General features: G+C 68.6%; 12 protein-coding genes. 11 read left to right on the top strand and 1 reads right to left on the bottom strand.

Annotated elements, in window-relative coordinates; all coding sequences use genetic code 11:
* The first annotated feature begins 1 nt into the window (after nt 1).
* From regX to MHN84_RS21315, 11 genes are all read left to right on the top strand, one after another.
* Nucleotides 2-688, top strand: a complete 687-nt coding sequence (gene regX, locus MHN84_RS21365; protein WP_241206511.1) for a two-component sensory transduction protein RegX — start codon at nt 2-4, stop codon at nt 686-688.
* A 609-nt stretch (nt 689-1,297) separates the two neighbouring features.
* The gene (locus tag MHN84_RS21360) at nt 1,298-2,053 is read left to right on the top strand and encodes a glycosyltransferase family 2 protein (protein WP_241206612.1); all 756 of its coding nucleotides are present in this window, start codon (nt 1,298-1,300) and stop codon (nt 2,051-2,053) included.
* A gap of 23 nt (nt 2,054-2,076) precedes the next feature.
* Complete coding sequence (locus MHN84_RS21355; RefSeq protein WP_241206510.1) at nt 2,077-3,045, top strand: glycosyltransferase family 2 protein; 969 nt, start codon at nt 2,077-2,079, stop codon at nt 3,043-3,045.
* Nucleotides 3,023-3,997: a glycosyltransferase family 2 protein gene (locus MHN84_RS21350; RefSeq protein ID WP_241206509.1), complete on the top strand. Its 975-nt coding sequence runs from the start codon at nt 3,023-3,025 to the stop codon at nt 3,995-3,997. The genes MHN84_RS21355 and MHN84_RS21350 overlap by 23 nt, the downstream gene beginning before the upstream one ends.
* The gene (locus MHN84_RS21345) at nt 3,994-5,292 is read left to right on the top strand and encodes a glycosyltransferase family 2 protein (RefSeq protein WP_241206508.1); all 1,299 of its coding nucleotides are present in this window, start codon (nt 3,994-3,996) and stop codon (nt 5,290-5,292) included. The genes MHN84_RS21350 and MHN84_RS21345 overlap by 4 nt, the downstream gene beginning before the upstream one ends.
* Entirely contained in the window at nt 5,289-7,400 is a 2,112-nt protein-coding gene (locus MHN84_RS21340) for a family 16 glycosylhydrolase (RefSeq protein WP_241206507.1), read from the top strand. Before MHN84_RS21345 ends, MHN84_RS21340 begins: the two co-directional genes overlap by 4 nt.
* Complete coding sequence (locus tag MHN84_RS21335) at nt 7,393-9,495, top strand: hypothetical protein (RefSeq protein WP_241206506.1); 2,103 nt, start codon at nt 7,393-7,395, stop codon at nt 9,493-9,495. Before MHN84_RS21340 ends, MHN84_RS21335 begins: the two co-directional genes overlap by 8 nt.
* A complete protein-coding gene (locus MHN84_RS21330) occupies nt 9,492-10,736 on the top strand; it encodes a class I SAM-dependent methyltransferase (protein ID WP_241206611.1) in 1,245 nt (414 codons plus the stop codon). The genes MHN84_RS21335 and MHN84_RS21330 overlap by 4 nt, the downstream gene beginning before the upstream one ends.
* Nucleotides 10,733-11,545, top strand: a complete 813-nt coding sequence (locus MHN84_RS21325) for a glucose-1-phosphate cytidylyltransferase (protein WP_241206505.1) — start codon at nt 10,733-10,735, stop codon at nt 11,543-11,545. Before MHN84_RS21330 ends, MHN84_RS21325 begins: the two co-directional genes overlap by 4 nt.
* The gene (locus tag MHN84_RS21320) at nt 11,542-12,195 is read left to right on the top strand and encodes a PIG-L deacetylase family protein (RefSeq protein ID WP_241206504.1); all 654 of its coding nucleotides are present in this window, start codon (nt 11,542-11,544) and stop codon (nt 12,193-12,195) included. Before MHN84_RS21325 ends, MHN84_RS21320 begins: the two co-directional genes overlap by 4 nt.
* Nucleotides 12,192-13,220: an NAD(P)-dependent oxidoreductase gene (locus tag MHN84_RS21315; RefSeq protein ID WP_241206503.1), complete on the top strand. Its 1,029-nt coding sequence runs from the start codon at nt 12,192-12,194 to the stop codon at nt 13,218-13,220. Before MHN84_RS21320 ends, MHN84_RS21315 begins: the two co-directional genes overlap by 4 nt.
* On the opposite strand, the gene MHN84_RS21310 is transcribed toward MHN84_RS21315, so the two are convergent.
* On the bottom strand, nt 13,204-13,758 hold the full coding sequence (locus MHN84_RS21310) for a dTDP-4-dehydrorhamnose 3,5-epimerase family protein (protein ID WP_241206502.1): 555 nt from the start codon (nt 13,756-13,758) through the stop codon (nt 13,204-13,206). The genes MHN84_RS21315 and MHN84_RS21310 overlap by 17 nt on opposite strands.
* Nucleotides 13,759-13,760 lie beyond the last annotated feature (2 nt).

Below are 13,760 nucleotides of genomic sequence, written 5' to 3'. Positions count from 1 at the left end.
GATGACCAGTGTGCTGATCGTGGAGGACGAAGAGTCCTTGGCCGATCCCCTGGCCTTCCTCCTGCGCAAGGAGGGCTTCGAGGCCACCGTGGTGGCCGACGGGCCGTCCGCGTTGGCCGAATTCGAGCGGTCCGGCGCCGACATCGTGCTGCTGGACCTCATGCTGCCCGGCATGAGCGGCACCGACGTGTGCAAACAGCTGCGGTCGCGGTCGAGCGTGCCGGTGATCATGGTGACGGCCCGCGACAGCGAGATCGACAAGGTCGTGGGCCTGGAGCTGGGCGCCGACGACTACGTGACCAAGCCGTACTCGGCGCGGGAGTTGATCGCCCGAATCCGGGCAGTGCTGCGCCGAGGGGCCGACACCGACGATGCGGGCATAGATGACGGTGTGCTCGAGGCGGGACCGGTGCGCATGGATGTCGAGCGCCACGTCGTCAGCGTCAACGGAACTCCGATCACGCTGCCGCTCAAGGAGTTCGACCTGCTGGAGTACCTGATGCGCAACAGCGGGCGAGTGCTGACCCGCGGGCAGTTGATCGATCGCGTGTGGGGCGCGGACTATGTCGGCGACACCAAGACACTCGATGTGCACGTCAAGCGGCTGCGCAGCAAGATCGAGGCCGATCCGGCCAATCCGGTGCACCTGGTCACCGTGCGCGGGCTGGGATACAAGCTCGAGGGCTGACCCGCCCCGCCGAAGCGAGATGACCGAGCCTCCACCTCTGTGGAGGCTTGGTCGGGTGTGCGTGGTGAAACCGTACGCAGCGGGCGCAACAAATTTTGCTTAGACGTAACAAGCGACCCCGTCCGCCAAAATTTATGATTTGGACTTCTGTGAATTGCGTCACACAGGTGGTACGGACCATGGTGCAGATGTGTTTGCCAAGTCTGCACAACACTGCAAGTTCTTTCCGATTTGTGACACTTGGTTTATGACAGAAGCTGCAACGCAGGGGCTGTCGCTGCAGATGAAAGCTATAGTTTGACGGGCTCGCCGATTAACAGGCACCTAGCCGAAAACGGTTAGCTGAGGCCTCGAAAACTTTGCCTAGACGGCATGCGCGGGCACTGCTAGCGTGCAAACCGGACGTTTCCTGATCCAGTCGCTGTCAGCGCAGCGAACATTGCGCTCTTTGCACTGGCCGCTCCGTGAGCGACGGCACAGGGACCGCGAGGAGCGTCGCCAACGTCGAACAGAACGGGAGTCAGGGTGACTGAAGTGGTAGCCCAGAATGGGCATGACGCGACTGCGCCGCGTGCGGCCAGTCTGCTCAGTGCCAACCATGGCACCGGCCTGAGCGCCGGGTCTGGCGTCGGCCGGCGAGCCGCCGGCCGACCGACGATGACGGTCAGTCTCGTGATTCCGGTCCGCAACGAAGCGCGCAACGTTGCCTGGGTGCTCGAACAGATCACCGACGATGTGGACGAGATCGTGCTCGTGGACGGCAATTCGACCGATGCCACCGTCATCACCGCGCAGAGCTGCCGGCCCGACATCCGCGTGGTGTCCCAGCAGGGCTCCGGTAAGGGTGACGCGCTACGGACCGGTTTTCGCGCGGCCACCGGCGACGTGATCGTGATGATGGACGCCGACGGGAGCATGGCGCCGCAGGAGATCAGACACTTCCTGCACTTCCTCTCCAGCGGCTACGACTTCGTCAAGGGTTCCCGCTTCATCGCCGGTGGGGGGTCGTCGGACATCACCCCGCTGCGCCGGCTGGGCAACAAGTTCCTGCTGCGGGTGTTCAACTCCGCCTTCGACGCCGAACTCACCGATCTCTGCTACGGCTTCTGCGCCTTCCATCGCCGCTACCTCGAGGTGATGTCGTTGCAGGCCACCGGTTTCGAGATCGAAGCGGAGATGACGGTGCGGGCCATGCAGGCCGGGCTGCGCGTCGCCGAGGTACCGAGCATGGAGATGCCGCGCCGCTACGGCACGTCCAATCTGCGCGCGTTCCGCGACGGCATACGGGTGCTGCGCACCGTTCTTCGCGATCACAACACGGGTGTCTCGGGCCGGGTGCTACAGGCTCTGGCGGCCGAGAAGTAAGAGTCGACCGGGGGGAAGACGACATGGCTGGTATCACGACGACGACGGCGATCACGTCGAGGACGGCGCCGGTTCGCGAGATGCGTGAGCAGGCGCCGCGCCCGCGCGTCTCGATCTGTATCCCGGCCTATCAGGCGGGCCGCCACCTGGCGGCCACGCTGGCGAGCGCACTGGACCAGGACTGCGAAGACTTCGAAGTCGTGGTCATCGACAACAACAGCAGCGATGACACCGCGCAGATCCTCGAGAGGATCGACGATCCGCGAGTTCGCGTGCTGCGCAACGACGTCACCGTCCCGATGATGGACAACTTCAACATCGCGGTGCAGGAAAGTCGAGGGAGATACGTGAAGGTGGTGTGTGCCGACGACATCGTCGAGCCGAGCTGCCTGCGTGTGCAGGCATCGGTTCTCGACACGATGCCGACGGTGACCCTGGTCTCGGCCCGCACCGACTTCGTCGACGACTGCGGCGCGATGATGCGGCCCGACCGCGGGCTCCCCGGCATCGTGGGCTTGCAGCCGGCCGGCCGTGTGGTGCGGCGGATCGTGCGTAGCGGCACCAATCCGATCGGACCGCCCGTCGCGGCCATGTTCCGGCGTGAGGACTTCGACCGCTGCGGCGGCTTCCGGCACGTCACGTCGTTTCTCAGCGAACTGGACCTGTGGGTCCGCCTCCTCGATCGTGGTGACTTCTTCGGCATCCCCTCGACGTTGGCCGCGTTCCGGATCGCCAGCGGGTCCACCACGGCCATGACCTCGGCGCGTTCGCAACTCCGGCAGCAGCTGGGTTTCAGTGACGGCTTGGCCGGTGACACACGCTGGCGCGTCACCACCGGCGATGTGCTCTACGGCCGGCTGCGGTCCTACGACATGCAGCTGCGTCGCACCGGTCTGTACGCCCTTTCCAACCTGCGCGACCGGCGCCGGTGTGCGGCGGCCAGGCGAGCGGGAAAGGACCTCCACGGCGATGCTTTTGCAGAACGTCGATGATCCGCAGGTGCGCCGACCGGCGCCCAGCCTGTCGGTCGTGATCTGCGCCTACACTCTCGAGCGCTGGGTCGATCTGTGCCGAGCGGTGGAATCTGTTCTCGCTGAACCAGATACGGTGAATCAGCTGGTCATCGTCATCGACCACAACGAGGAGTTGTACGACCGGGCAACCGGGTGCTTCGGTGCCGATCCTCGGATCATGTTGTGCCGCAACACCGGACAACGCGGGCTCTCAGACGCCCGCAACACCGGAGTCGCGGCAAGCGATGGCGAGATCGTCGCCTTTCTCGACGACGACGCCGCGGCGCAACCGGGCTGGAGTGCTGCGTTGCTGACGCACTACGGCGACCCCGGGGTGATCGGTGTCGGGGGCCACGCCGCGCCGGTCTGGCCGTCCGGCCGGCCGAGTTGGATGCCCGCCGAATTCGACTGGGTGGTGGGCTGCAGCTACGTCGGGCAGCCACAGCACGTGACGTCCGTCCGAAATCCGTTGGGCTGCAACATGTCGCTGCGTCGATCGGTCTTCGGCGAGATCGGCGGATTCCGCTCCGAGGTCGGCCGGGTGGGGTCGGTGCCGGTCGGCGGCGAGGAGACCGAGTTGTTCCTGCGGTTGCGCGCGCAGCGCCCGGGGGACCGCGTCCTGCTCGATCCGTCGGCGGCGGTGTCGCACCACGTCAGCGCCGATCGCGCCACGCCGCGATACTTCCTGCGCCGCTGCTATCACGAAGGGTTGTCCAAAGCGGTGGTGACCCGGCTGGCCGCTGCGCCGAAATCGCTGGACAGCGAACAGAGTTACGCCATGCGGGTGCTCCCGCGCGCGGTGATCCGCGAGGTGACGTCGCCGCAGCGTGGCGGTAGGAGGCGCGCGGCCATGATCGTGGCCGGCCTCGTCGTCACGACCGCGGGCTACCTGCGCGGCGCGGTGGCCCGTCGGGGTGGTGCGGGCTCATGACCGATCTGACCCTGCCCGAGGCCACGATCGCCCCGGTCCTTCCGGCTGCCGAGGCCCCCACCTGGGATGGCGCGACCTGGATCGGTGAGGTGTGGGTCGACGCGCTCGGCGCAGACAGCGACGCGCCGAGGTATCGACTGCGTGAGGCGAGCGGCTTCGCTCGGGCGTGCCTGCTGATACGCGCCGACGGTGGCCCGCTCGGATTCGTGTCCCTCGACGTCACCGACGGAACCGTCGACGCCGATCGGCTGCGCGCGGCGGCAGCCGCGCTGCCCCACCCGTCGGCACCGCCGGCCCTGCCGCAACCGGCTCCCGCGATCACGGTCGTGATCTGTACCCGAGACCGGGTGTCGATGCTGCAGACTGCGCTCGACTCGGTCCGGGCGGTGGACTACCCGGACCTCGAGATCATCGTCGTGGACAACGCCGCGGCCACCGACGCCACGCACCGGTACGTCGCCGGGCTCGGCGACGCCCGGGTCCGGGTGATCGACGAACCGCGCCCGGGATTGTCCCGGGCCCGCAACACGGGTCTGCTGGCTGCCGCGGGGGACGTGGTGGCGTTCACCGACGACGACGTCGTCGTCGACAGGCACTGGCTCACCGCGGTCGCCCGCGGGTTCACCCGCGGTGACGCCGTCTCGTGTGTCTCCGGTCTTGTCCCTGCCGCGGAACTGCGGACCCCTGCTCAGGCGTACTTCGACGCCCGGGTCGGCTGGTCGACCTGCCTGCGCGCGCGCGTCTTCGACTGGGCGGCACCGCCGCTCGACATCCCGCTGTTCCCGTTCGCCGTCGGGCACTACGGCACCGGGGCGAACTTCGCCGTCGATCGCGCCGCGGTGATACGGGTCGGTGGTTTCGACGAGGCGCTCGGAGCCGGCTCCCCGAGCGGCGGCGGCGAAGACCTCGACATGTTCTTCCGACTGCTGCGCGACGGCGGCCAACTGGTGTACGACCCGGCGTCGATCGTGTGGCATCGTCACCGCGCCAGCAGTGAGGGACTGGCCGCGCAGAGCCGGACCTACGGAGTGGGGCTCGGCGCCTGGATCGCCAAGATCGCGCTGGATCCCGCGATCGCTCCCCGGGCCTTCGGCACCGCGGTGGTCAAAGCACCTCAGTTCGCGACCTACCTGGCGGCGTCGGCGGCCACCTCGAGACCGGCTGACGAACTGGCTCATCTGCTGCCCGAGGGACTCACCACGCCGGCCTGGCGATCGGTGCTGGCCGGCTTTCGGGCCTACCGCGCCGCGCGGCGGGAAGGGCGGTCCGTGGCCCCCTTGGCGGTGCCACGATGAGCCCGGCACTCGCGACGCACCGACGTGACGGCACCGGAGATGACCCGACGGCCGCGCAGAACCTGAGGCTCAACACCGTCGCGCTGATCCTGTCGACGGCGTCGACAGGCGTTCTGGGCCTTGCCTTCTGGGCGGTGGCAGCGCGGTTGTTCCCACCTGCCCAGGTGGGTCTGGCGTCGGCACTCATCACCTCGGCGGTGCTGCTGTCGACGATGTCCACCCTCGGCATCGACGTTCTCTACGAGCGGTTCCTGCCCGTCGCCGGCAGGCGCGCACCCGACCTGCTGCGCCGCGGATTCGTGCTCGTCGCGGCCATGGGTGTGCTGACCGGCGCCGCACTCGTGGCGTTCGGTCCGCGCGACCCCTTGTTCCAGACTCCCTCGGCGATCATCGGTTTCCCGCTGATGGTGCTCGTGCTCGCCGTCTTCGCGCTGCTCGACAAGGCGTCGGCCGGTCTCGGGGTGGCGCGCTGGGCCGCGGTGAAGAACCTCGTGCACGCGGTCGCGAAGCTGGCCGCGGTGGCGGCGCTGGCGGTCTGGGACCACGCCGCGACCATCGTGCTGAGCTGGACGCTGACCGCCGCCGTGGCGGCGCTGTGCACCTACGTCGTGCTGGATCGGCGCAGCCGTACCCACGCCCGCTGGCAGCGCGAGCCGGATCTGCCGCCGCGTCGCCAGATGTGGTCCTACTTCGGATCGTCGTTCGGCATCGCGTCGCTGTGGTCCATCGGACCCCTGGTGGTCCCGCTGATCGTCGTGACCCAGGTCGGGGAGGCCGCCAACGCCTACTTCGCGGTCGCGTGGGCGATGATCAGCGCGCTCTACCTGATGCTGCACCTCGTCGTCAGCCCCTACGTCGCCGAGGTGGCCGCGCACCCGGACCAGATCGCCGCGCTGTCCTGGCGCATGGTGCGCACGTTGGCGGCCGTGGCGATCGCCGCGTCCGCGGGCCTGGTCCTGGCGGGCCCGCTGATGCTCAGCATCGCCGGACCGGAGTACCGCGCCGAGGCGCACGGTCTGCTGTGGCTGGCCGCCGCGTTCTTGCCGTTGTCCGGGGTAGCCGCGGTGTACGAGGGCTTCTCCCGCGTGCGCCGCCGACTGGGCCTCTATCTGAGCGTGCAGGCGCTGATGACCGCGGTGATCATCGCCGGCTCCTGGTTCGCCACCCGCTCGATGGGCATCGTCGGCGTCGGGTGGGCGTACCTGGCCGCCGAGACGTTGTCGGCGATCATCCTGATCGGACCCTGTGTTGCGTGGCTGCGCCGGGTGAGTGGTGACGGTGAGGACGAACCCCGCCGACGCCGGACGGGGCGGGCCTGGCTCAGAGCCGGGACGCTGCTTGTGGTCACCGTCGTGCCGGTGACGCTGCTGTGCACGATCGACCGGCCCACCGCGTCGGCAGCCGTGGTGATGTTCGACGACTTCAACGGTCCTGCAGGCAGCCGTCCCGATCCTGCGCGCTGGGGGTACGACCTCGGCGGCGGCGGCTGGGGCAACGGCGAGGCGCAGACCTACACCGACTCCGTGGAGAACGCGGCGCTCGACGGCGACGGTCACCTGGTGATCACGGCTCGCCGCGACGGCGACGGGTTCACCTCCGCCAGGCTGACCACCAAGGACAAGCTGTCGTTCGTGCACGGGCGCGCGGAGGCACGACTGCAGCTGCCCCGGGGCACGGGCCTGCACCCGGCGTTCTGGCTGCTGGGCGACGACATCGACCAGGTCGGCTGGCCGCGCAGCGGCGAACTCGACGTGGTGGAGACCATCGCGGGCGCCGACTTCATCCACAACGGGGCGATCGGCCCCGACTCCGACGGGCGCGAATACAAGCTCGCGAGCACCGAGCCGATCCAGCCGTCCTTCGTCGACGACTTCCACACCTACTGGGTGCAGCGCGACCCCGGGGTGATCACGATGGGCGTCGACGACCGCACCACCGCGGTGTTCCGGGAGGCGGATCTGCCGCCGGACCAGCAATGGGTCTTCGACAAGCCGTTCTATCTGCTCCTCAACGTCGCCGTGGGCGGGTCCTGGCCCGGACCGGCCGATGCCTCCACGCCGTCTCCTGCCGCGATGACGGTCGACTGGGTGCGGGTGACCGGTGACTGACCTGTTGGAACGGCCCACATCACCGCGCCCGCAGGTGCGCGGCCGGCATCGCGCCGTGGCGCCCCCGCGGCGTCGGGTCGACGCGTTGCGGCCGGAGTGGTTGACGTTGGTTTCCGCGGTGGCCGGCCTTCTGGCCCTGGCACCGATCGGCGCCCCGGCGCGGGCGGTTCTGCTGACCGTGTTCGTTCTCACGGGACCGGGCATGGCGGCGGTGCTGTGGTTGCGAGTACCCGTCGCGGCAGCCGTGGCGATCGTCCCGACGACCGGGATGGCGGCGGCCGCCGCCGGCACGGTCACGGTCACGTGGCTGGGTGACTGGCTACCGGCGCCGCTGCTCGTGGCCCTGGTGGCCGCCGTCGCCGCCTCGGCGGTGCTGTGCGCGCTGCGTCGCCCGCACCCGCCGCTGCGCGTTCCTGTCACGCTGCTCCCGCAGTCATGGCGAGTGAGCGCGCCCTACCTCGTCATCGTGGCGGTGCTGTGCGCGTGGGCGGTGGCGCTGCCGGGTATGGCGAACGCCGCACCGTCGCCGTTCGGGTTGCTGGCGACCGGGACCGGACCGGCACTGGTGGTGCTGGCCGCGGTGCTCGTCGCGACGTTCGTTGCGGCGCTGCGCCGCAACGCACTGCTCACCGCGGCCGCCGCCATCGTCGCGACGATCATGGTGCTGCGGCTGACCGCCACGCTCATCACGGACCTGCCGATGTACGCGTGGACCTACAAGCATCTCGGCATCGTCGATTACCTGCTGACCCACCGGGTTCTGCCACCCACCGGCGTCGACGTCTACCGGGAATGGCCGGCGTTCTTCACCACGTTCGCCTGGTTCAGCGACATCACCACGCTGGACCCGACATCCGTCGCGCACTGGTTCGCCCCGGTCATCCACGCCGTGCTGGCGCTGGTGGTCGGCTCGCTGGCCGCCATGCTGGGTCTGGACCGGCGGGCGGTGCTCGCCGCGGTGATGATCGCCGAGCTGGCCAACTGGGTGGCCCAGGACTACTTCGCCCCTCAGGCATACGGATTCGTGCTGGGGCTGGGCATCGTCGTGGCGCTGCTGGCGTCGCGGGCCGACCGCCGCGCCGGGTGGCTGGCGTTCGCTCTGTTCGCGGCGCTGGTTCCGACCCACCAGTTGACGCCGTACTGGATCTTCGGGGTCGTGCTGGCGTTGGCGGTCACCGGCCACCTGCGCCCGCGTTGGACGCTGATCGGCTATGTCGCAGTACTTTTCGGCTACCTGTACCCGCGGCGCTACATCGTGTTCGAACACGGCGGGCTGTCGAGCCTCAACCCCCTGGCCAATGGTTCGGGGAATGCGGAGTACGCGGGCTCGCTCGCGAAGGTGACCACGTCGCTGGTGTGCCGGGGGCTGTCGGCGACGGTCATGCTGCTGGCCGTGGTGGCGGCGGTGGTGTGGTGGCGCAGAAAGCGCCCCGTCGCAATACCCGTGATCCTCGCGTTCAGCCCGTTCGTGCTGTTGATGTTCAGCAGCTACGGCGGTGAGGCCATCTTCCGCGTCTACCTCTATGCGGTTCCCGGCGCCGCCGTGCTGATCGCCCCGTTGGCCGTCGCCGCCTTCACCCGGCCGCTCGCGCACTACGTCGCCGCCGCGGCGCTCGCGGCGATCGCCGCCGCCGGCCTGCAGGGGTACTACGGCAACTGGTATCTGAACATGGCCCGGCCCTCCGAACTGGCGCTGCTGAACAGCCTCGTCGACAGCGCGCGGCCACCGGCCACCCTGTGGAGCCTGCACTCGGCGGGGATGCCCACCCGCGCGACGGCCAGGTGGGTCGACTTCGCCGCGCAGAACGACTCGTTCGACACCCCGGTCGTCGAGAAGTGGCCCGGCTTCCTCGACGGTTTCCCGGACGGCCGGCAGTTCGACGACGTCACCGCGCAGGCCGCCGCGAGCCCGGGGGAGACGTACGTCGTCTTCACCGACGACGCCAAGGCGGCGTTCACCTACTTCGGCTACGCGACGCCAGACGCCGTCGACCGGTTCGAGGCTCAGTTCGCCGGGAGTCCGCAGTGGTGCGTTCGCCTGCAGGACGAGACCACCACCGTCTACCGCTACCAGGCGAAGGGATGTTCACGATGACGTGCCGGTTGTGCGGTTCGGCCAGGATGCACAGCGTCCTGGACCTCGGCGCCACGCCGCCGTGCGAGAAGTTCCTCACCGCAGGTGAATTGGATGCACCGGAGGTCACCTATCCGCTGCATCTGCGGATCTGTCAGGACTGCCTGCTGCTGCAGATCCCGGCGTTGATCACACCGAAGGACACCTTCACCGAATACGCCTACTTCTCGTCGTATTCCGACAGCTGGGTGGACCACGCCCGTCGCTTCGTCGGCGAGGCCACCGAAAAGGTGGGGCTGCAGCAGGATTCGTTCGTCGTCGAGGTCGCCAGCAACGACGGATACCTGCTGACCCACGTCGTCGACGCCGGCATCCGATGCCTGGGCATCGAGCCGTCGGTCAACGTCGGCGATGCCGCTCGCCGACGGGGTGTGCCCACGGTGTCGGCGTTCCTCGACGAGCAGACGGCGGCCGCGACGCGCGCCGAACACGGCCCCGCCGATCTGGTCGTCGCCAACAACGTCTACGCCCACATCCCCGATCTGAACGGGTTCACCAGATCGCTGCGGACCCTGGTCGCCGACGACGGCTGGTGCAGCATCGAGGTGCACCACGCGTTGAATCTGGTGTCGCTCGGGCAATTCGACACCGTCTACCACGAGCACTTCCAGTACTACACCGTGCTCTCGGCGATGCGGGCGCTGGCGGCCGGGGGTCTCTCGGTCGTCGACGTCGAGATGCTGCCGACGCACGGCGGGTCGATCCGGCTGTGGGCCCGGCCGGCCGAACTCGGGGTGGCGCCGTCGCAGCGGGTCACCGATGCACTGGCCTCGGAGGAGCGCGCCGGGCTGCACGACGTCGGCGGATACCTCGCGCTGCGGCCGCGCACCGAGAGCATCCGGCATGGGCTGCTGCGTCACCTCCTCGATTGCCGTGCCCGCGGTGAGCGCGTGGTCGGCTACGGGGCGCCCGGCAAGGGCAACACCCTGCTCAACTACTGCGGCATCCGTTCCGACCTCATCGAGTACACCGTCGACCGGAACCCCTACAAGCACGGGCGTTTCACTCCCGGGACGCGCATCCCCATCCACGATCCGGCGCAGCTGGCCAAGGATCAGCCCGACGTGATCGTCGTGCTGCCGTGGAACTTGGAGCGCGAGATCACCGAACAGCTGCGCTACGCGGGGTCGTGGGGTGCGCGCCTGGTGTATCCGTTGCCCACCCTGCACGTCGTCGATCTGGCGGAAGGAGAACAACAATGAAGGTCGTCCTGTTCTGCGGGGGTTACGGCATGCGGATGCGCAACGGAAGCGACGACGAGATCCCCAAGCCGATGCAGATGATCGGTCCGCGACCGTTGATCTGGCATGTGATGCGCTACTACGCGCATTTCGGCCACACCGACTTCGTGCTGTGCCTGGGCTATGGCGCCGAGCACATCAAGAACTACTTCCTGTCCTACCGGGAGTCGGTGTCCAACGACTTCGTCATCCGCGGCGGCAAGGTCGAACTGCTGCAGACCGACATCAGCGACTGGACCATCACGTTCGTCGACACCGGCGCCGAATCACCCATCGGGGAACGACTGCGACGGGTGCGCCCCCACCTGGAGGGCGAAGAGTACTTCCTGGCCAACTATGCCGACGTGCTGACCGATGCGCCGATGAACGACATCATCACCGAGGTCAAGGAATCCGGCGCCATGGCGTCGATGCTGATCGTGCCGCCGCAGTCGTCGTTCCACTGCGTCGACATCGTCGAATCCGGCCCGCATGCCGGCGCGGTCACCGGCATCACCCCGGTCTCCCGGTTGCCGATCTGGGAGAACGGCGGCTACTTCGTGCTCTCCGGCGCGGTGCTCGAGATGCTCACCGAGAACTGCGATCTGGTCGAGGACGTGTGCGGCCGGCTGGCCACCCGCGGAAAGCTCTACGGCTACAAGCACCTCGGGTTCTGGAAGCCTGCCGACACGTTCAAGGAACGCGCCGAGCTCGACGCCGCGTACCGCAGCGGGGAGCGGCCGTGGGCGCTGTGGGAGCACGAGAAGAGGCACGAGACGGTGGCGTCATGATCGGCCTGCAAACGGGTGCGGTGCGCGAGATCGCCGTTCTGGGCGCACATTGTGACGACATCGCGATCGGCATGGGTGCCACGCTTCTGACGCTGAGCCGCGGCAACCCGGGGCTTCGCGTGCACGCACTGGTGCTGTGCGGCGCCGGCACAGAGCGGGAAGCCGAGGAGCGGGGTGCGCTCGCGGCGTTCTGTCCGGACGCAGAGGTGGAGTTGACGCTGCTGGGTATCCCGGACGGGGCCACCCCCGCGCACTGGAACGACGTCAAGAACGGGCTACGCGCGTTCCGCCACAGCTGTGAGCCCGACATCGTGTTCAGCACGCAGCGCGCGGACGCCCACCAGGATCACCGGCTGCTGGCCGAGCTGACCCCCACCGAGTTCCGGGACCACCTCATCCTGGGCTACGAGATCCTCAAGTGGGAGTCGGATACGCCCGCGCCCAGCGTGTTCCATCCGATCGGCACGGAGATCGCGCGGGAGAAGGCGCGACTGCTGCACAAGCACTATCCGTCGCAGACCGACCGCGACTGGTTCGACGAGGACGCGTTCCTCGGTCTGTCCCGACTGCGTGGGATCCAGTGTCGCAGTGGGCACGCCGAGGCGTTCCTGATGGAGAAGACGATCGTGAGATTCGGGGAGACAGCATGAAGGTGTTGGTGACGGGCCACCAGGGGTATCTGGGCACGGTGATGGTGCCGGTGCTGCAGGCGGCCGGCCACGAGGTGGTCGGCCTCGACACGGGGTTCTTCGCCGACTGCGTGCTGGGTCCGCAGCCCGCGGACCCGCCGGCGCTGCGCGGTGACCTGCGTGACGTCACCGTCGAGCAGTTGCAGGGCATCGACGCCGTGGTGCATCTCGCCGCTCTGTCGAACGATCCGCTCGGGGCTCTCAACCCCGACATCACCCACGACATCAACCACCACGCCTCCGTGCGGCTGGCGCGGTTGGCCAAAGAGGCAGGCGTGCAACGGTTCTGCTACGCATCGACGTGTTCGGTGTACGGCGCGGCGGGCGACGGATTGGTCGACGAGACCGCGCCGCTGCGCCCGCTGACGCCGTACGCCGTGAGCAAGGTGCGCGTCGAGGATGATCTGACCGCGCTTGCCGACTCCACGTTCACGCCCGTCTTCCTGCGCAACGCCACGGCCTTCGGATTCTCGCCGCGGTTGCGCGCCGACATCGTGCTCAACAACCTGGTCGGCTCCGCGGTGCTGACCGGGGTGGTGCGCGTGCTGTCCGACGGCACACCGTGGCGTCCGCTGGTGCATGCCCGCGACATCGCCGACGCGTTCGCGCTCTGCCTGACCGCCCCGGCCGACCTGGTGTCGTGCCGGGCCTACAACATCGGCAGCGAGACCAACAACGTGACCGTCGAGCAGATCGCCCGCCGCGTCGCCGAGTCCGTTCCCGGGGCGCGCGTCGACATCACCGGAGAAACCGGTGCCGACCCGCGCTCCTACCGCGTCGACTTCGCCCGCGCGCGTATCGAACTCGGTTTCGAAGCGGTCGTGCCCGTCGCCGACGGGGCGGCAGAGCTGGCCGACGCGTACGTCCGCTACGGTCTGACCGCGGGCGACTTCGAGCGGAGTTTCACCCGGCTTGCCCGGCTCGCCCATCTGCAGAGCGCCGGTCACCTCGACGAGAAGATGCGTCGTGTCAGCGAATTCGTGTGAGCAACTCTTCCCAGCTGCCGGCCGAGGCGTCGCGTGCGGACATCGTCGGCGGGTGCAGCGGCCACTCGATCGCCAGCGTGGGGTCCTGCCACGACACTGCGAGGTCGTCCGCGGGATCGTGCGCGCGGTCGATCCGATAGCACACGTCCGCCCACTCGGTGAGCGCCTGGAACCCGTGCAGCATTCCGGGTGGGACGTACAGGTGCGCGAACGTGACGTCGTCGAGCAGGAATGCCTCGTGCTGCCCGAACGTCGGCGATTCCGGCCGGGCGTCGACCAGCACGTCGTGCACCGCGCCGCGGGCGCATCGCACCAACTTGGCTTCGCCGGGTGCGCGGCGTCCGTGCATGCCGCGCAGAACTCCCCTCGCCGAGCGGGACTGGGAATCCTGGAGGAAGCCGGCCGCCGCCCCTGTGACACCGCGCCACCGATCGAAGATCTCGGCGTCGAAGGTGCGGGTGAACCAGCCACGCTCGTCGGGGTGCGGCTGAGGAACGAAGGTGACGACGCCGTCGAGACTGCTCGGTTCGATACGCACGA

This window comes from Mycobacterium sp. PSTR-4-N (assembly GCF_022348085.1).
GTDB lineage: Bacteria > Actinomycetota > Actinomycetes > Mycobacteriales > Mycobacteriaceae > Mycobacterium.
The sequence above is the reverse complement of the archived record's forward strand: the minus strand, read 5'-3'. Positions and strand labels throughout refer to the sequence as shown.

What these genes read in the sequence shown, in the direction of transcription:
- regX (WP_241206511.1), top strand. Translation starts at nt 2, where the DNA reads ATGACCAGTGTGCTGATCGTGGAGGACGAAGAGTCCTTGGCCGATCCC.
- MHN84_RS21355 (WP_241206510.1), top strand. Translation starts at nt 2,077, where the DNA reads ATGGCTGGTATCACGACGACGACGGCGATCACGTCGAGGACGGCGCCG.
- MHN84_RS21350 (WP_241206509.1), top strand. Translation starts at nt 3,023, where the DNA reads ATGCTTTTGCAGAACGTCGATGATCCGCAGGTGCGCCGACCGGCGCCC.
- MHN84_RS21345 (WP_241206508.1), top strand. Translation starts at nt 3,994, where the DNA reads ATGACCGATCTGACCCTGCCCGAGGCCACGATCGCCCCGGTCCTTCCG.
- MHN84_RS21340 (WP_241206507.1), top strand. Translation starts at nt 5,289, where the DNA reads ATGAGCCCGGCACTCGCGACGCACCGACGTGACGGCACCGGAGATGAC.
- MHN84_RS21330 (WP_241206611.1), top strand. Translation starts at nt 9,492, where the DNA reads ATGACGTGCCGGTTGTGCGGTTCGGCCAGGATGCACAGCGTCCTGGAC.
- MHN84_RS21325 (WP_241206505.1), top strand. Translation starts at nt 10,733, where the DNA reads ATGAAGGTCGTCCTGTTCTGCGGGGGTTACGGCATGCGGATGCGCAAC.
- MHN84_RS21320 (WP_241206504.1), top strand. Translation starts at nt 11,542, where the DNA reads ATGATCGGCCTGCAAACGGGTGCGGTGCGCGAGATCGCCGTTCTGGGC.
- MHN84_RS21315 (WP_241206503.1), top strand. Translation starts at nt 12,192, where the DNA reads ATGAAGGTGTTGGTGACGGGCCACCAGGGGTATCTGGGCACGGTGATG.